Origin of the sequence: Pedobacter petrophilus (assembly GCF_009674725.1) — a bacterium.
In the GTDB taxonomy this organism is placed as follows: Bacteria; Bacteroidota; Bacteroidia; order Sphingobacteriales; family Sphingobacteriaceae; genus Pedobacter; species Pedobacter petrophilus.
In genome coordinates this window covers 1-18,952 of the sequence record NZ_WKKH01000037.1, presented here as the reverse complement: position 1 = coordinate 18,952, position 18,952 = coordinate 1, and the positions used below count along the sequence as shown (strand labels likewise).

Annotated in this window: 15 protein-coding genes; 9 read left to right on the top strand and 6 right to left on the bottom strand. The window is 38.1% G+C overall.

Going from position 1 to position 18,952, the window contains the following annotated elements:
* The first annotated feature begins 8 nt into the window (after window positions 1-8).
* The 4 genes from GJU39_RS18165 to GJU39_RS18150 all read left to right on the top strand — a co-directional run bounded on the left by GJU39_RS18165 (window position 9) and on the right by GJU39_RS18150 (window position 4,592).
* The gene (locus tag GJU39_RS18165; RefSeq protein ID WP_154282422.1) at window positions 9-1,202 is read left to right on the top strand and encodes a Gfo/Idh/MocA family protein; all 1,194 of its coding nucleotides are present in this window, start codon (window positions 9-11) and stop codon (window positions 1,200-1,202) included.
* A gap of 14 nt (window positions 1,203-1,216) precedes the next feature.
* Window positions 1,217-2,911 carry a GMC oxidoreductase gene (locus GJU39_RS18160; RefSeq protein WP_154282421.1) on the top strand — a complete coding sequence of 565 codons (1,695 nt, stop codon included), beginning with the start codon at window positions 1,217-1,219 and terminating at the stop codon, window positions 2,909-2,911.
* A 64-nt stretch (window positions 2,912-2,975) separates the two neighbouring features.
* Window positions 2,976-3,551, top strand: coding sequence for a gluconate 2-dehydrogenase subunit 3 family protein (locus tag GJU39_RS18155; protein WP_154282420.1), 576 nt, complete (start codon window positions 2,976-2,978; stop codon window positions 3,549-3,551).
* A gap of 213 nt (window positions 3,552-3,764) precedes the next feature.
* Window positions 3,765-4,592 (top strand): sugar phosphate isomerase/epimerase family protein, encoded by an 828-nt coding sequence (locus GJU39_RS18150; RefSeq protein WP_154282419.1) that lies wholly within the window; start codon window positions 3,765-3,767, stop codon window positions 4,590-4,592.
* Window positions 4,593-4,824: 232 nt separating this feature from the next.
* Here GJU39_RS18150 and GJU39_RS18145 read toward each other — a convergent pair whose 3' ends face one another.
* Genes GJU39_RS18145 through rbsK form a run of 3 tightly spaced genes read right to left on the bottom strand, consistent with a single transcriptional unit; the run spans window position 4,825 to window position 9,390 of the window.
* A complete protein-coding gene (locus GJU39_RS18145) occupies window positions 4,825-7,404 on the bottom strand; it encodes a beta-L-arabinofuranosidase domain-containing protein (RefSeq protein WP_167515718.1) in 2,580 nt (859 codons plus the stop codon).
* A gap of 48 nt (window positions 7,405-7,452) precedes the next feature.
* The gene (locus tag GJU39_RS18140) at window positions 7,453-8,454 is read right to left on the bottom strand and encodes a GRP family sugar transporter (RefSeq protein ID WP_154282417.1); all 1,002 of its coding nucleotides are present in this window, start codon (window positions 8,452-8,454) and stop codon (window positions 7,453-7,455) included.
* Between the two features lie 9 nt (window positions 8,455-8,463).
* Window positions 8,464-9,390, bottom strand: coding sequence for a ribokinase (rbsK, locus tag GJU39_RS18135; protein ID WP_154282416.1), 927 nt, complete (start codon window positions 9,388-9,390; stop codon window positions 8,464-8,466).
* 183 nt (window positions 9,391-9,573) lie between these two features.
* Here rbsK and GJU39_RS18130 point away from each other — a divergent pair, with 183 nt between their 5' ends.
* The 3 genes from GJU39_RS18130 (at window position 9,574) to GJU39_RS18120 (ending at window position 13,280) form a co-directional block, all read left to right on the top strand.
* Window positions 9,574-11,106: a hypothetical protein gene (locus GJU39_RS18130; RefSeq protein ID WP_154282415.1), complete on the top strand. Its 1,533-nt coding sequence runs from the start codon at window positions 9,574-9,576 to the stop codon at window positions 11,104-11,106.
* 721 nt (window positions 11,107-11,827) lie between these two features.
* Entirely contained in the window at window positions 11,828-12,160 is a 333-nt protein-coding gene (locus GJU39_RS18125) for a single-stranded DNA-binding protein (protein ID WP_154282414.1), read from the top strand.
* 247 nt (window positions 12,161-12,407) lie between these two features.
* Complete coding sequence (locus GJU39_RS18120; RefSeq protein ID WP_154282413.1) at window positions 12,408-13,280, top strand: universal stress protein; 873 nt, start codon at window positions 12,408-12,410, stop codon at window positions 13,278-13,280.
* 77 nt (window positions 13,281-13,357) lie between these two features.
* On the opposite strand, the gene GJU39_RS18115 is transcribed toward GJU39_RS18120, so the two are convergent.
* From GJU39_RS18115 to GJU39_RS24210, 3 genes are read right to left on the bottom strand one after another with little or no spacing between them, the layout of a single operon-like run.
* Window positions 13,358-14,410: a response regulator gene (locus tag GJU39_RS18115; RefSeq protein WP_154282412.1), complete on the bottom strand. Its 1,053-nt coding sequence runs from the start codon at window positions 14,408-14,410 to the stop codon at window positions 13,358-13,360.
* A complete protein-coding gene (locus GJU39_RS18110; protein WP_342448227.1) occupies window positions 14,385-15,335 on the bottom strand; it encodes a sensor histidine kinase in 951 nt (316 codons plus the stop codon). Before GJU39_RS18110 ends, GJU39_RS18115 begins: the two co-directional genes overlap by 26 nt.
* Window positions 15,292-15,603, bottom strand: coding sequence for a PAS domain S-box protein (locus GJU39_RS24210; RefSeq protein ID WP_342448226.1), 312 nt, complete (start codon window positions 15,601-15,603; stop codon window positions 15,292-15,294). The genes GJU39_RS18110 and GJU39_RS24210 overlap by 44 nt, the downstream gene beginning before the upstream one ends.
* Window positions 15,604-15,866: 263 nt before the next feature.
* Between GJU39_RS24210 and GJU39_RS18105 the strand changes: the two genes are divergently transcribed.
* Entirely contained in the window at window positions 15,867-16,742 is an 876-nt protein-coding gene (locus tag GJU39_RS18105) for a universal stress protein (protein WP_154282411.1), read from the top strand.
* 267 nt (window positions 16,743-17,009) lie between these two features.
* A complete protein-coding gene (locus GJU39_RS18100; RefSeq protein ID WP_154282410.1) occupies window positions 17,010-18,887 on the top strand; it encodes a phosphoketolase family protein in 1,878 nt (625 codons plus the stop codon).
* Window positions 18,888-18,952 lie beyond the last annotated feature (65 nt).

Genomic DNA, 18,952 nt, shown 5'->3' with positions numbered 1-18,952 from the left:
GATTAATTATGCGAATAGCCATTTTAGGATCTGGGTTTATTGCCAGGTTTTATGCAACAACTTTACATGCTCAACGCCGTAAGGATTATATTTTTACCGTCTATTCTAGGGACTTAGATAATGCCAAACGTTTTGCCGACGATTATCAATTGGCTCATTATACGGATGACATGGACACGGCGATCAATCATCCCGATATCGATGTTGTCTTAATAGCATTGCCCAACGACCTCCATGAGATAGCAGTGGCAAAATCTGCACAGGGCAAAAAACATGTACTGTGCACAAAGCCATTGGGTAGAACAGCGGCCGAAGCTAAACGAATGTTAGATATGGTTGAGCAGGCCGGTATTTTTGCAGGATACCTTGAAGATTTATGCTACACCCCAAAGTTCTTGAAGTCAGTTAAAGCTATTCAAAAAGGCAGTATTGGCAAAGTATTATGGACAAAATCTAGGGAAGCACATCCGGGGCCACACAGCGACTGGTTTTGGGACAAGGAAAAATCTGGTGGGGGAGCCATCATAGATCTGGGCTGCCATTGTGTAGAAATTAGTAGAAATTTTATTGGAAAGGAAGTAAAGCCTTTGGAAGTAATGTGCTGGGCAGCTACACAGGTTCATCCAATCGATGCCGAAGACCAAGCCATTGGCCTGGTTAAATATGCAAATGGTGCCATTGGCCAATTTGAGGTAAGCTGGACATTTAGAGGGGGCATGGATTTAAGGGATGAGGTTATAGGAACTGAAGGATCTATTTGGCTCAATAGTTTTTTGAGGACAGGATTTGAAATCTTTAGCGTTGGGAAACCGGATGCTTATGTAGCTGAAAAAGCAGAGGTAAGTAATGGCTGGTTGTTTCCTGTTGGAGATGAAGCCCATGAACTTGGTTATCCACATATGTTTACCGATATGTTTGATGCCATTGAAGAAAAAAGGGAACCCTTGGAAACCTTTTATGATGGCTATGTAGTAAATGCCATTTTAGATGCAGCCTTTTTATCGGCCAAGACAAAAAAATGGGAACCTGTACTGATAGAGGATTGGAGGGGAGAGGAATTTACAGCGCAGGAAGAAGTTCTTGCATCATTTGATGATGAACACTTTCTAATCAAGGAAGAAGTGATGCCCAATAAAGACTTGAAAAAAATCTTGAAGCACAAGATTACAGGAAAAGTAACCCAAAAAATTTTTAAAGCTTAATAAATTTAATCGCGATGAACATTAATGGAAGCGCAGCTGCTGAGATTAGCTACGATGCAATTGTAATCGGTTCTGGAATTACTGGAGGCTGGGCAGCAAAGGAATTATGTGAAAAAGGCTTGAAGACCCTGATGATTGAAAGGGGCCGGATGATAGAGCATATAAAAGATTACCCAACGGCCAATTTGAATCCATGGGAATTTAAGCATAGAAACATCTTACCGTTAAAAGACAGGGAAGCAAACCCCATATTGAGCCGTTGTTATGCTTATGAGGAATCGACAGCACTTTTTTTTGTAAAGGATGCCGATCACCCTTATATCCAAAAAAGACCTTTTGATTGGATAAAAGGTTACCAAGTTGGTGGCAAGTCTATCATGTGGGGAAGATGGACTCAAAGATGGAGTGACTTGGACTTTGAAGCAAATGCAAAGGAAGGAATTGCAGTTGACTGGCCCATTAGGTACAACGACTTGGCGCCGTGGTATAGTTACGTTGAACGTTTTGTGGGCATAAGTGGCAATAAAGATGGCTTGCCCCAAATTCCAGATGGTGAATTTCTTCCGCCAATGGACATGAATTGCATCGAAACCCATTTGAAAAAAAGTTTAGCATCAAACTATTCAGATAGACACTTGATAATTTCTAGAACAGCAAATCTTTCTCAAGCCTTATTAGGTAGAGGGCCATGCCAGTATAGAAATCTTTGTTTTAGGGGATGTCCTTTTGGGGGTTACTTTAGCAGTAATTCTACCACTATACCTGCTGCCGAAAAAACAGGGAACTTAAGTCTAATTACCAATTCGGTTGTTCACTCTATTATTTATGATGAAACTACACAGAAGGCTAAAGGAGTGAGAGTAATTGACGCCCTTACAAATGAAACGAAAGAGTATTTTGCGAAGGTGATTTTTTTGAATGCTGGTACGCTTAACTCTACTTTGATTTTGTTAAACTCTAAATCTTCTCGTTTCCCAAATGGCATGGGTAATGATAGTGGTGAATTAGGACACAATCTGATGGATCATAATTACAATGGAAGAATTTCGGGAGAATTCAAAGGTTATGAAGACCAATATTATGAAGGCCGAAGACCTACTGGGACTTATCTGCCAAGATTTAGGAATTTAGGAAGTGAGAAACAGGTAGATTTTTTACGTGGTTACGCTTTTGCATGCAGTGCCTCCAGGCCAACAGGTAAAGATAAAGGCGTGGAAATTGGTACGGCATTAAAGGAGACCTTGAGCGAACCTGACCTTTGGAAAGTTACCTTGGTGAGCATGGGAGAATGTTTGCCCACACATCATAACAAGGTTACTTTGAGCAAAGACAAAGTCGATAAATGGGGAATGCCTTTATTGGAAATTGATGCAGCATTTGGGGATAATGAACATAATATGATGAATGATATTCTGAAAAGTGGTGCTGAGATGCTTGATAAGGCTGGCTTTATAAATATAAAGACCACTGATACAGGAAATGCCATGGGATTGGGCATTCATGAAATGGGTACAGCCAGAATGGGACGTTCTGCAAAAACATCTGTGCTAAATGGAAATAACCAAATATGGGGAGCAGAAAATGTATTCGTAACTGATGGATCTTGTATGACATCCGGTGCATGCCAAAACCCTTCCCTTACCTATATGGCCTTAACCGCAAGGGCAGCTAGTTTTGCGGTAGAAGAGCTTAAGAAAAATACCTTATAGTCAATCGTAAATTCATTGAACATTTCATCCATCACAGCAACGCCTTTTAATAAATAGCTCCATTATGAAAAGAAGAGACGCGATAAAAAAAATAACCATATTTACCGGAGGAGTTATCTTTCTTTCTGCTGGCATAATGCCTAGTTGTACAAAATCAGCGTCAAGAGATCAGCTTTCTGAAGAGGATATAGTACTGCTGGATCAAATAGGAGAGACAATTATTCCTGAAACGGACAAGTGTGGGGGAGCAAAGGCTGCCAAGATCGGTATATACATGAGGCTAATGGTTGATGAGTGCCTTACAAAAGAAGACAGAAGGATTTTTCTAGAGGGTTTAACCCTAATGGAAAATTCAGCAATGGAACAATTTAAGGATAACTTCCTAAAACTAAATCCAGCTCAAAAAAAGAAATTATTTTTGAACCTTCAGACCCAGGCAGAAACATATAATAAGAATAAAGGAAATAATCTTGCCTCAAATTCAATCCACTATTTTGACTTATTTAAAAAATTAACGGTTGATGGTTACTTTACATCAGAAATAGGAGCCACAAAGGCTCGACGTTACCAAGCAGTACCTGGTAAATATAAGGGTTGCATTAGCTACAAAAAGGGAGATAAAGCTTGGGCCACCAGTTAATAACCTCTATTAAATTAAAAGCTCTCCTTCAATTTTATGGAAATATGCTAAAGAATTTCCTGCACAGTAGTGCTCCATTAGAAAACACATGGTACCAAGGTTCTATCAAATGGTATTGTAGACGCATAGAAATTTTAATTGGATACTCAACTTACAATCATTGTATTTCACTTTTATAAAAAAAATCATGTACATTTTACAAACTAAAGTGATATGTTAATTAAGTTTTTTTGCCCAAGATGGGGCTCTGAGAACCTTTCTTGGGATGCGTTTTGTCATAAGGCGAAAAAAGCCGGTTATAGTGGAATTGAATCGCCCGTATCTATGTTGACAGACGAAAGGATGGAAATGAGAGCGGCTTTGGTAAAGCATGATTTGCGTTTTATTGGGCAATATTATCAATCTTTTGAGGACAATCTAGAACTTCATAAAATTGAATTTGAAAAGCATCTTTATAACATATTGGAGTTAAAACCAATCTTAATAGATTCTCAAACTGGCAAGGATTATTTCAGCGCTCAAGATAATAAAGAACTTTTTGAGCTTGCCTTGAGGATATCAAACGAATCAAAGGTGGTAATAGCCCATGAGACGCACAGAAACAAGGCTCTTTTTGCGGCACACATCGCCAAGGAATTACTCTTTCAAAACCCAAGTATTGTCATCACTGCCGATTTTTCGCATTGGTGTAATGTATCTGAAAGCCTGTTAGAGCAACAAAATGATGCCGTAGAAGTGGCAATTGAACGAACTGTTCACATTCATGCTAGGGTAGGTCATGCACAATCTGCACAAGTAACAGATCCAAGAGGTAAGGAATGGGAGGCAGAGCTCAGTGCCCATTTAAATTGGTGGGATAAAATTGTCAAAAGTCACCTCGTTAAAAATACAAGCTTACTAACCATCACTCCAGAGTTTGGGCCATACCCATATATGCCATCAATTCCATTTACAGGAATGCCCATGGCAAACCAGTGGGATATAAATGTATACATGATGCAATTATTAATGGATAGGTATAAGACTTATTTTGGTTATTAGCCCTATAAATTGCCTCGCAATGATTTAGAAAATGTAGGTAGAGGATAAAAAATGAACAGAAGCTATCTTAAATCTCTCTACTTTACTATTACAATTCCATTCCTTGGGTGATCAATTTTTTGATAATAGTTTATGTGGCTATCTGATTTACCTTGCAAAATTTCTTATTTTATCGATGTTTTGAGTTAAAAGTTAAAATTGTATACCCCAAACTTCACTGGTGTTTGTGTTATCATTTAAGATTATTGCTTTTAATCCAGGTGGTTACATCGCCACCGGTTTGACTGGCATCTGCATAAGGAACTAAAATAATGTTAGTCGGTTTACCGTCTGCTACTACTTTTACCTGATACGCCTGTGTACCTACCCATTTTGCTGGCAATGCATCAAAAATTTGTTGCATTTCAAAAGCATTATTCTGAACGCTAAATTCTACTGGCAAGTTTGGATTTAACATTTTATCAAATACCAATATCTGAGGACCACGTTGAAAAGCAATGGAACCAGGGTAACTGATACCTCCATCTAATACTTTTACAGGGAGGCTGAAATTCACATTTATTTTATCGCCTTTTTTCCAAACTCGATTTATAGATTCAGTTTCTGTAGCTGTTACCGGTTGTGATACTCCATTAACTGATAATTTATAGTCAGCGGCCCAATATGGCTTACGAAGTAATACTTCAAATTTACCACTTACCGAAGGGTTAACTTCTATGGTAACGTCTCCGTTTTCAGGAAAAGTAGTTTTAGTTGTAAATTCTACCGATGTATTTCCATTTATTACTGTTTTATATACGCCTGGCTGATAGAAAAGAATGGAGGGGCTTCCGTTTATTTTTCCGTTTGTGAAAAGGGGAATCATGGCAATGCCACGTGGAACGCTAGACATGCAACACGTTATTACACATCTATAAGGTTTGGTACCCATTAAAGGAGTATAGTAACTAACGCAGCCCGTCTGTGGATTTTCTGCACCGGTTAAGTGATTGTATACAGAGCGTTCCAGTTCGTCTACATATTCCATTTTACCAAATATGCTGAGCAACTGAAAATTTAATTGTAGCCAGGTAGTGGTTACACAACCTTCACCCATATTGTCTTTATTACTTGCGGGTAGTAAATAATCATCCTGAAAATGCTCAAAAGAACTAGTAGTACCCGTAATATATAATCTTTTTTGAGTAATGTCTTTCCAAGCGGCTAATACGGGTTTTAAAAATTGCTCGTCATTTGTAACTCGATATAGCTTTACCAAACCAACTAAGTTAGACATCATTTCGTACGCTTTTGCATTGGCGGTTTTATCTACTCTGCCTATAGAATCAAGGGTGGCAATTATCCGAGGACCATTTTTCCCGTTATAACTTTTGGTAATGTAGTAGCAAAAATCTAGGTATTCCTTTTTGCCAGAAAAACGGTAGAGGTCAGTCATGGGATCTATTACACTAGTAGCTGCCATACCTACATGAGCACCTGCTTTGATAATATCTAACTGGCCAGGTTTGTCTCCAAATCTTTTAGATAACAAGTCGCCTATTTTTTGTGAAGCAGCCAATGCAGGTTCATAGCCAGAAAGCTCATAGTAACTAAGTAAGCCTACCAGATCATACTTATGCGACCATACGTCCCAACTTGTCCATTGGCTAGATGTATCATAAGTTCCAAGGTAGCCATCATTTAATTGTGATGCAATTAATTGCTGTGCTGTACGGTCTATCTTAATTTTCAATAACGGGTCTTTATTATTTTGATAGCTATTGCAGGCCGCTTCTAAAAATTTACCAACATGCTCGCCAATCCATGGGTGTGCACCTGGTTTATTTATAAATCCGGCAAGTAATGCTGTCTCATCAACTTTATATAAACGCTGTTCTTTATTTGCATTAAGCCTTTGGCCTAACCAGCCATTAATGGTTTGTTTACCAAGCAATGCCGGAGTAAATGTCTCTTTAGCTTTATACGCCAATTTAGGTTGTGCAGCTTTATAACTTATGTCAATGTACCCATATTCTGCATTCCATATTTTATGATAACTATAAACAGGAATGGAAAGGGAATACTGTGTTTTTAAAAATTTTGATGGCGACTGAAAAGGTATGCTGAAGATATTATCTCCTGGTTTTAAAGTGATATTTTTACTTTCTGTCTTGATTTTTTTATTATTCAAGTCATAAAAATTAGTCAGTAAATTTGCGGCTACCTTTCTGTTTACATTGTTTTTAATGATTGCATTGTACACAGTTTTTTTGTTATTTACCTGCTGTTTATTGGTTACACCTTCAGCATTAGCTTTTATTTCAAATATTTGTGCTGGCTTTGCTGCCATCAATGCAATTTCTCCATCAACAGTACTTCTGTCGCCCCAATGCGTGATACGCACAGCAAATGTATTTGGCTTATCCCATATTATATCTTTGTCATTAAGGATATAAGCTCTTTTTAAATCACCGGAAGTGGTTTCTCCTACTAATTTTCCATTAAAATAAGTCTTGTCTTCCTGCTTTATGCGGCCAAGGTAAAATACTAGCGCTCCAGTTTTATCCAATTCCTTTTTAAGAGAAGAGGGAATAACAACTGTTTTCCTAATCCATATTACATTGCCTTTTGCAGGTAAATCTGTCTTTTCCCATTTTAGGTCTTTACTTTCCTTTGTTTTCCATTTGGTATCATCAAAAGAGGGCAATGCACTAGATTTATCATCCTCAAAAGAATATGCCCATTTACCATTTATAGGAAGTTGGGCAAAAAGGTTACCCGAAGAGAATAGGAGAATAAAAAAAAGAGCTGTTTTAAAATATGAAATTTTCATTTGAGCTTGCATTAAAATGTGTGAAATTTTTAATCAATGGACTTTTATTTAAGAGCCAGAGTAAACTAATAATGCCAATCCTATAACAAAAAAGAAAAACATGGCCGTTACCAACGTATTTGTTCCTTTTGGCGCATTTTTAAATTCTTTCCATACGTAAACTCCCCATAAAGCAGCTATTAAAGTAGCTCCCTGGCCTAATCCATAAGAAATGGCAGGGCCAGCCTTGCCTGCAGCGATGAGGTTAAAAGAATTACCGAGTCCCCATATTAATCCGCCAGCAATGCCGGTTAGGTGGGTTTTAAAATTGCCATTAAAATAAGCGGTGTAACTGGTTGGTTCTCCAATAAATGGTTTTTTAATAAGTATGGTATTAAAAATAAAGTTGCTTAAAAATATACCTACAGAAAACACAAAGACAGCAGTGTAAGGAGTCATTTTTCCAACAACTGGAGAAACAAAGTTATCCAAATCCATAGAGCCGGCAATGAAACGGTAAAAGAAGGACATTAACAAACCTGCAATTAGTGAAAGTACTATGCCTTTTCCAGAAACCTTTTGTTCGCCAACGTTTTTCTTTTTGTAGGCTGCCGCATTTAGCAATATGGCCACCATGACCAAGCCTACTCCAATAAACAACATTACTGGATCGCCTTTTTGCGCTGCGAAATAATTAATTAGCACACCAAGTACCAATGCCAAACCAATTGCAACTGGAAAAGCTACCGACATGCCAGCTATAGCGATAGCGGCAGAAAATAAAATATTGGCTGCGTTAAATATTACTCCACCTAATAATGCGCTTCCAATATTTGATAAGCTGGCTTGTTTTAAATCATCTATAAAACTTCTTCCCTCATTACCAAAACTCCCTAAAGTTAAAGCAGAAACGATAGAAAAAAGCAAAATACCGATTACATAATCCCAGTAAAATAATTCAAATCGCCAGGTTTTACTGGCTAATTTTTGGGTATTGGCCCATGAACCCCAACATAGCATAGTGATGATGCAAAATAGGATGGCTGTAGTGTACGATTGAATGATGAACATAATTTTATGTTAAATATTATTATTAAACACCTGGCTAATTTCATTGCGATAAGGAGCAGATGATTGTGCACCTAAACGGGTAACTGCAATTGCAGCTGCTTTACAGGCAAACTCGGTTGCAGCAATTAAGTCTAAATTTTCTGCTAAGCCAACAGAAAGCGCTCCGTTAAAAACATCACCAGCAGCGGTTGTATCTACGGCGTTTACTTTATGCGCTTTAACGTGTGTAAAAACATCTTCAGTTAAAACCAGCGCACCGTTTTGTCCTAACGTGATAATTACGTTTTCTACTCCTTTTGCCTGAATAATTTTTGCTGCTTGTTTTGCAGTATCAATATCTATTACCTTTATTTCGGTAAGCATTTCGGCTTCTGTTTGGTTTGGCGTAATGATAAATAGCTTTTTTAATAGCGAGTCTGGTAATTTACAAGCTGGTGCCGGATTTAAAATAACTTTTGCTCCAGCATTTATGGCTTTTTCTGCCACGTATTCTACTGTTTCCAGAGGAATTTCCAGTTGCATTAGTACAATTCCTGCATTGCCAATTACCTCTTGTGTTTTTTGCAAATCATTAGGACTTAGCGTTGCATTTGCTCCTGAAGCAACAACAATACAGTTTTCTGCATCATCGTCCACAGTAATTAAAGCTACACCAGATGGGTTTTTAGGGTCAGATAAAAGGTAGGAAGTATTTATTCCCTCTTCTTCAAAAAGCTGGACAGATTGTTTACCAAAGATGTCATTTCCTGTTTTACAGATAAAAGTAATTTTACCTCCTAGCCGGGCAGCGGCAACAGCTTGGTTTGCACCTTTGCCACCTGGGTTCATAAAAAATACACCGCCCAAAATAGTTTCTCCAGCAGATGGGAGATGGCCGGCTTTAATTACCATATCGGTATTGGAACTTCCCACAACGAGAATCTCAAACTTTATCATAATAATAGAATAGTTTATAATCGGATAGATAAAAATAAAAAAAAATCAATTAACAACGTTACCAATAATAGGGTTAAAAACATAATCCTAAATTGTCAATATATCTATATTAATTATTTTAGGTAGAAATTAAATATTAAATTTGTTATGTTTTTGTTCAATAAATAATAATCCTAAATAATTATGTCAAAATTTTCATCATTAGTTTTGTTGATTAATTCACTGTCAAAGGGAGAGAAACGATATTTTAAGCTGTACAGTAATTTACAACAGGGAACGAAAGATTATTTAAGGCTTTTTAATGAAATACAAAAAGGCCTCAGCCTTAATGAAGCTAAAAAAGCATATTCACAAAAACAGTTAGATTCTTCTTTTGATGTTACTTGCAATTACCTCTATAAGCTTCTTTTAAATGCATTGCTGCATGTAAGAACAGAAAAGGATATCAACATCAAATTAAATATAGAAATACTAAAAATTCCTATTTTATTTGAAAAGGGGTTGTATGAAGATGGATTTAAGAGTTTAAAAAATATACAGTTTGTAGCCGAAAAATCGGAATTACCGACCATACATTTAAGGGCTGCAGCGCTTGAATTGCACTATATTAACTCATTAAGCTTTCATACCATTGCAGAGGAGGGGCTTATCAATAAACAAATGAAACTACAGGGTTTGCTGAAAAGTTCCCAGCATACTTTCCAACATCAATCTCTTTATCAGTTATTGCACCACAGGTTAATTTATAAAGGAAATGTAAGAACAAAAGAACAAAAGCAAGAACTGAACGATTTATTAATTACCGAGCTAGGCCTGTTATCTAAATCTTTTGCAGAAAATTTTGAAAGCAAGAAAACACACTACCTATTTCAATCATATTATTTTATGAGCATAGGAAATTACTCCTCGGCACTGAAAACTTTTTATGAACTAAACCAACTTTTTGAAGAACGCTCGCAAGTATTTGAAGGTACAGAAATAGATTATCTGTTAACCATTGAAGGTATATTAGACAGTTTAAAAAGCATTAAAAGATATGATGAGATGCATTTTTTTATAGAAAAGTTGAAACAACAAAAATCCATTGGAAATCATTATGAAATTAACAGGCGCCGCATCATTTACATTTATACCACTATTGGTTATCTGGAAAAAGGAAATTTTGGCGATGCCAAATTGTTGATTGAGCAAAACAAAACGATACTTTTTGAAAAGCTAAATTTGTTAGAACTGAGTAAACAAGCTGAAGTTTACATGTATACCGCTTTAATTTATTTAGTAGAAGGCAATTTGGAAAAAGCGCATATTACACTAAATGAAATTTTGTTGGAGAGCAAATTATACTACACTTTACCGGTTTACCGTACTTTTAGATTGATACGCTTAATGGTGCATTTTGAAATGGGTAACCATGATTATATTAAACATGAAATAAGATCTATAAAGAGAACCTTGAGCGGAAGCAATCATCAAACTTATTTGTTAGAAAAACTGATGTTTAAATTTCTAATACAAGACAATTTGCCAACGCTTTTCAAAGAAAAGACTGCCCTTTGGAATAAAACAAAAAAAGCATTTGATAAACTAAAAACTGATAAATACGAAATCCAAGTGTTAAATATCTTTAATTTTGATGCGTGGACTGAAGGTCAGCTTTTTAAAAAACCTTTGGCAACTATATTGAAAGAAAAATATGAGGAAGATTATCCATTCTAAAAATCAAAGCCATTGGAGAAATTGAATTTCAACTGCCTTTAAGAACCTGAGGTTCTGGGTTAACATCCAATAAAAACATTTATTTTTCTACCTTTGATTTTCAAAGCAGCACAAAGCTAGCTTCTAAGAGGAGTAAAGAATGTTTTTGCTATCTCTTCTTCAAATTCGGCATCATATATGGGAACAGTATCGTCTGTTTTTTACCCAATAACATCCATCAGATTTTTATCATAAATTTTTTACGTATCAATAAAACATCAAACAATTAACCAAAATTTGCCTCAAGCATTTAAGATATTGGTTTTCTAATAAACAAGAAAAGTCCAAATCAATAAGCCTTACCCAAAATGCTCGCCTATTACTTCACGAAACTATATTTTTTCGAATAAGCTATTAAGATACGTAACTTTTTTCGATAAGCGAAGGCAGCGACCATAGTTGCCGTGATGGGTATTGCAGAGCGCCTTTTTCAGAGAAGGGGGTGATTTATTTTTTTCAATCGAAACGGAAAGAAAGGCTGCGAATATCGTGACCCCCGCAGGCTACGAACAGCGAATTTACCGCTTCGCGGTTCCGTCCCGTAAATTCTAGTTCTCCGACCAGCTTAAAGGGTCACGGTCTTCATTGCTTTCTTTTTTTCCGGTTTTTCTTTTGAAAAAATTCTTTTGGACTGGCGGAAAGGGGAGCAAATGGTTCAAGTTTTTACTTAAAAAATGCAGTTATGGAAATTGTAGGAAGATTGACCGCAGATGCGGTTACAAGGATTGTCCAAGGGGACAAAAAGGTTGTGGTTTTTTCGCTTGCGGTAAATGATAGTTTTAGAAGCGGGGAGGAGCGCAGGGAGGTTACCAAATTCTTTGAGTGTTCGTACTGGCGCAATGAGGGGATTGCCGAATACCTTAAAAAAGGTGGTTTAGTGCAGATATATGGCAGGGTTGGGGTTAATGCATATATCGGACGGGACGGAGAGGCAAAGGGTGTGCTGACGTTCCACGTTTCTGAAATCAAGTTGTTCGGGGGAGTATGTTTGTATCTTTACTTGAATTCCGGTTAATAGGTATTGCTGTAAGTGATAGTCGATTATGCTGCATGTTCTATAAGACAACTTTAAGGCCTTTGTGTTTTTAATATCAATGGTGCATCCAGGTGTAGTTCTTCTGAGTGCCATTTTCGGCGTTTGTTCTGAATTTATTAATAATAAATTGAATGGACGTTTAAAATCTTACATCATGTTTTTTCGTGATGGTCATCATGGTATCTCTTTAGGGGTTTGACAAACTTTGCCCTAAATAAATGGAAAGATGAAAACAATCCTTGTAGCAACCGACTTCTCTGAAAATGCAAACCAGGCAGCAGATTATGCATGCAAATTTGCCAAGCAGCTAGGCTCCAACGTCCAACTAATTCATGCAGCTTCTTTAAATGCTGACTCTCCCTTACAGATAATCTGGCCAATAGAAAACCACCAGACAATGATCAATCGCAATGATGCGTTGTTAGAGAAGTTTTCCGAAAAGCTACATAATGAATTTGTTGTTTCATGCAACGGTGAGGGGCATATCCCTAAAATTAATTTTAGCTCCTCACTTGGGCCTATAAATGATCTCCTAAGGGAGATTGTTCAGATGAAGGATATCGGAATGGTTATCCTTGGCCTTTCCGGTAATGGCGACATGAAACGCTTAATTGAAGGTAGCTGTAGTAGAGACAGCATCGATTTTTCCGAATACCCGCTAATGCTTATTCCAAAGGGTTCGGAATTTAAGCCAGTTAAAAAGATAGCCTTTGCTACAGATTTGAATATCAGCGATATGGAAACTATCCAACTTTTGGCTCTGCTTGCTGGTAAACTAGATGCAGAATTGCTGATTGTCCATGTGATTACCAATCGTGAAGACAATTTGTTGCCACATCGAATAGAAACTTTTATGAAGGAACTTAAATCCAAGGTTACTTATAACAAAATCTATTACGAAAATGTATACCAATCTAAAATAGAAAAGGGGTTAAACTGGTTGAGCAGTCATGGCGGTTCAAATATCCTGGCTGTTATCCATAGAAAACATAGTTTGACGTCGGATGTTTTACATAACAGCCACTCTCAAAAAATGGCAAGACATACCAATATTCCCTTAATGGTCATCCCGGAAGGTTATAAAGGAATGCTTTTTTAGTGGTAGGTTACAATTAGCCAGCAGTAACACCGTAAAATACTTTGCTAGAGTATTTATGATGCTAGCTTTAAAAGACTTTAATTTTTCATTTTAGAAAGCCCCTCGTGATTAAGAACCTTAATCTTTGTGCCGTTTCTATCAATGAGCAGCTCATCCTTGAAATCAGACAAGGTACGGCTCACTGTTTCCGTAGCCATGCAGGCCATAGCGGCAAGGTCTTCCCGGGTTATGTTGATTAAATCGTCATTTGAGTTTTTCTGTTTATAAAGTCGGAGCAGCGTACCGGCCATTTTTTTTCTCACTGAATGGTAAGCTAATTCCAACAGCTGTTCTTCCTTTGCTCTATTGTCTCTGGAAAGCAAATGGATAAATTTTCTTGCTACCTCAGGGTATAAATTAAAAATAGTTTCCATTTGTTCTGAGGGAATCAAGCAAACACTACTATCCTCGAGGGCTGTAGCGGTATCTGCATAAGCGCTATCATTTAATATGGCATTAATCCCCAAATAATCCCCCTGGGCATAAATCCCGGTCATCAGCTCTCTGCCATCTTTTGCCAATTTTATTGTTTTAACCCTACCATGCGTTACCAGATAGAGTCCCTTGCCATGATCATCTGCATAATAGATCACCTGGTTCTTTTTAAAATCCCTGGTTTTTTTTTCTCCGATAATCTTCTTGAATTCAGCAAGACCATCCGTTTTCTCAACCAGAACTTTGAACTCCTCAGTTTTATTCTTGTGGGACAGATCATTGGCGGCTTTCTTTTTTAAACGGATATCAATTGCATTTAGCAATTCCATATCATCGAAAGGTTTTACCAAATAATCATCTGCGCCCAATTCCATACCTTTGCGAAGATCTGCATGCTCAGCCTTTGCAGTTAGAAAAATAAATGGAATGCCTGTCGTCTGCTCATATCTGTTGAGCATATAAAGTACGCCATATCCATCGAGTTCTGGCATCATGATATCACAAAGAATTATATCCGGAATATGACTGATGGCCTGATCAACGCCCAACTTACCATTTTCCGCCTGGTACACAGTATAGCGGGCCATTTCTAGAATTTCAACCAGATTTGCCCGGATCTCATCATGGTCTTCAATTATCAATACTTTTTTGCTCATGATTTTTCTTTTGTGCGAAGGTCAGTGTAAATAACGTTCCCCTGTTAACTCTGCTTTTAAAACTGACCTGTCCATCCATCAATCCTGTATATCTTGATAGTATGCTTAATCCCAGTCCATTACCTGATATGTTTCCGGTATTGTGTGCCCGGAAAAAGGCTTCGAAAAGATGCTTATGATCACTTTCAGGGATGCCAATCCCATCGTCGCAAATCCTGATAGTACAATTATGGTCATTTATTTTAGTATAAAACTGAATCTGACTATCGTCCCCCGAATATTTAATGGCGTTGTCTATTAAAATGATGATACAGTTTTTCAGAAGGTTTTGATCGAGGGTGATTTTTTGCCCCGTACCCCTGTGTTTAAAGATAATTTTTTGCTTTCCCCGTAAAACTATCTGCATTTCCCTGGTAATTTCTTCTGCCATCTCCGATAAATTAAAGTGACTTAGTGATGGCTTGATCATTCCGCTATCTAATTTTTCCAGGGATAAAAAGTCATTAAGAATCGCTGTGATATTAAGTACCGCATCTTTAATTTTACCCACATGTTTTCCGATGTTCTTTTGATCCAGTGATTCTGCATACCGGTCGATCAAGGATGCGGATAGTTGAACCAGGCTTAATGGAGTCCGAAATTCATGCGAAGCAATGGACACAAACCTGCTTTTTAGCTGGCCAAGCTCTTTCTCCTTATCAAGTGACTGGTTCAGTTCTACCTGTGTGCGCTTCAATGCATCTACGCTCATTCTCAACGAATGTGTTCGCTCCTCTACCTGAACCTCAAGTTGTGCCGCATAATCCTGTAACTTTCCTTCTGCCTCTTTTTCTCTGGTCAGATCGTGAATGAAGCCAGCATAAACTATCCTGCCTGAGTACTTAGTCCTCGCTAACGCCAAGACGAAATGGAAAATAACTTCCATTTTTCTTCATGCCAATCAGCTCTCTGCCAATGCCGATGATATTTGCATTGCCCGTTTGTTTATAGTTGAAAAGATAACGGTCATGGTAAGATCTATCTGGCTGGGGCATCAGTATTGATATATTTTGTCCGATTACTTCTTCTGGAGCATAATCAAAAAGCTTGCATGCAGAGGGGTTTATGGATTCTACAATGCCCCGGTCATCAATAGTGATCAATCCGTCAATTGCATTGTCAATAATTGCTTTTAACAATACGGCATTTTCCATAATTTATTGATTAACAGCTAAATATTTTAGCAGCATTAGTAGAACGATCACCAAGGGTGATTGTTTTGTTTTTATTCTAACAAAGAATATCAACTCTTGTAAGATAGTCATTCAAAAATGGAAAATGGTCAACCGCTCGTGATAAACATCACCAATCAAGGTGGGGAATATCATTTCTAACTACGATAGGTTGAGGTACTTTTGCTAAATGTGGTACTGTATGCGGTACAGTCAGTGCTTACAAAAAATAAAACAAGTACGGAATGAATAAAATACCTGCTATTAAAAATATACTATTGTTAACGGATTTCTCCGCTAATGCAAACCATATTGCAGCCTATGCCTATGATTTTGCCAAAAAGATCCAGGCTAATATTACCCTTTGTAATGCAGTGACTATTCCGTCAGAACTTCCAAGTTCGGGCCTGATTTTGTGGCCAGTCGAATCCCCGGAGGTCATCCAGAACCGGAGCGAAGTAAATCTCAATAAACTGAGGGTACACCTGCGGGAACGGGATCAATCTCATATGAAAAAGCCGCAACTGACTATTATAAATCAGTCTGGAAGCCTCCATGATGTTGTTGCCGAAATTATTTCAGATACACCGATAGATCTACTTGCTATGGGCACCCATGATAATAATAGCATGGATAGTTTTTTAAAAATAGACCAGGCAAGAAAGATGATTGACTCCCTGCAAGCGCCAGTATTGATAATTCCTTTGAAATCAAAATTTGAACCTATCCGGAGCATTTATTTTGCATCAGACCTCAGTGACCTTCCAGGGGACAGCGTTTTCCTCAGTCAGCTTGTTAAGCTATCCAGATCGTTTATGGCCGAAATATTTATAGTTCATATTTCTTCCCGGAAAGCAGATGGAACAATAAAAGAAAAAATTTATGATATGATAAATGATCTCAGACGCGAACTGGGCTATCCCGGTATACATTTTTGGGAAATAAACGGAGATAATGAGGTCTCCACTTTTGAAAAAATGATGATCGAAAAACGCATGGATCTATTGGTAGTGGTTCATCGGGAGCATGGCTTCTTTAGTAGGTTATTAAAGGGTAGCGTGACCAAAAAACTTGCCGGGCAACTGAGCGTTCCAATGCTCGTTTATAATCAGGACGAGTAAATAGTACCACCTGTCAGATCTGATTTCATATATCAGGGTTAATATCTCCTTTACACATGATCCTTATCATTTCCTGGCTCAGAATAGTTGAGGATATTTGATTCACATACTGTACATACATTTAACAACGGTTTGTTGGGTGATTTTATCAGATAAGGTTATGCTTTTTATTTCCGGACCTATTTAATCATATGGTTCAACCTATAGAATTATTATACACAAAGATTATTTCAGTACATCTGTTCCAAGCCTTATATACAAAATACCATGCAAGAAATTTCAGAAGCAGAAATCGATAAAATACACCAATATTGGCAAGCAATAAATTACTTATCTGCCGGTCAGATTTATTTACAGGCCAATCCCTTATTGCGTACCCGCCTTACTCCTGATGATATTAAACCCAGATTGCTCGGCCACTGGGGTACCTCTCCAGGATTGAACCTTATCTATGTCCATCTAAACAGATTGATAAAAGATACAAATGCGGATATTCTGTATGTGTGCGGACCTGGTCACGGAGCACCAGCCATAGTAGCCCATACCTACCTGGAAGGTACGTACACCGAACTTTTTCCTGAGGTAACAATGGATGAGAAAGGCATGCTTAAGCTTTTCAGGCAGTTTTCTACTCCCGGAGGAATTCCCAGTCACGTAAGTGCACATACACCGGGATCAATCAATGAAGGCGGTGAATTGGGCTATTCCCTGATGCATGCTTTCGGCGCTGTATTTGATAATCCAAACCTAATTGCCGCCTGCGTGATCGGCGACGGAGAGGCAGAAACAGGACCTCTGGCAGCAAGCTGGAATTCAGTTGCTTTCTTAAACCCTGCCAGAGATGGCGCTGTACTACCTATACTTCATCTAAACGGATACAAAATATCAAGCCCTACAATATTTTCCCGCATGGATGATACAACATTAAGTGAATTATTCAAAGGCTATGGATATGAGGTATTTTTCGTTGAAGGGGAACATCCACACAATGTTCACCATCAGCTGTCTTCTACTTTGGATATCGTTTATGATAGGATCAGGAAAATCCAGTATAATGCCAGGGCTGAAGGTATGATACACCAGAGAAAGTGGCCTATGATTATTTTAAGAACCCCCAAGGGATGGACCGGACCCAAATCCTGGAATAATCTGCCTATCGAAGGATCGTTCCGTTCGCACCAGGTTCCATTGGCAGGAGTTAAGGAGAATCCTGAAAAATTGCAAGCACTTGAGGCATGGATGCGCAGCTATGAGCCGGAAAAACTTTTTGATGAACACGGTACACTAAACGCTGACCTTAGGAGCCTCTCGCCCGTTGGGGATAAAAGAATGAGCGCATTAACTTATGCAAACGGGGGAATATTGTTAAAGGAACTTATTCTGCCAGATTTCAAACATTACGGTATCAAAGTGGCGCATCCGGGAACAATAGAAGCAGAAAGTACCCGTAATCTAGGTAAGTTTTTGCGTGAAATATTTACCATGAATGCAGCTAATAAGAACTTTAGGCTGTTCTGTCCTGATGAAACGAACTCTAATAGATTAGAGGCCGTTTTTCAGGTAACTGATCGCTGCTTCATGGAGAAAATCATCAATACAGATGAGAAATTATCTCCGGATGGCAGAGTGATGGAGGTATTGAGCGAACACCTTTGCGAGGGCTGGTTGGAAGGTTATCTGTTAACGGGCAGACATGGCCTGTTTCCGTGTTATGAAGCTTTCGTAACCATTATCGATTCTATGGTCAGCCAGCATGCAAAATGGCTTAAGACCACTCAGGAAATCCCCTGGCGTAAGCCAATCGCTTCGTTAAATTACCTTTTAACATCTCATGTATGGAGGCAGGATAATAATGGTTACAGTCATCAGGGGCCAGGTTTTATCGATACGGTGGTCAATAAAAAAAGTAGCGTAATCAGGATCTATTTACCGCCCGATGCCAATACGCTGCTATCTGTAATGGACCATTGCCTGAGGAGTAAGAACTATGTTAATGTTGTGATTGCCGGAAAACAGCCTGAACTGCAGTGGTTAGGGATGGAAGAAGCTGTAGCGCATTGTGAAAGCGGTGCATCCGTTTGGGAATGGGCTGGAAATGATCTTGGTGATCCTGAGGTGATCCTGGCATGCGCTCAATGTCATTAAGTTAAGTGTTTAAATATCTGATTACCAACTATTTGACTTGTTTTTATGGGTTTATTTTCTTATAT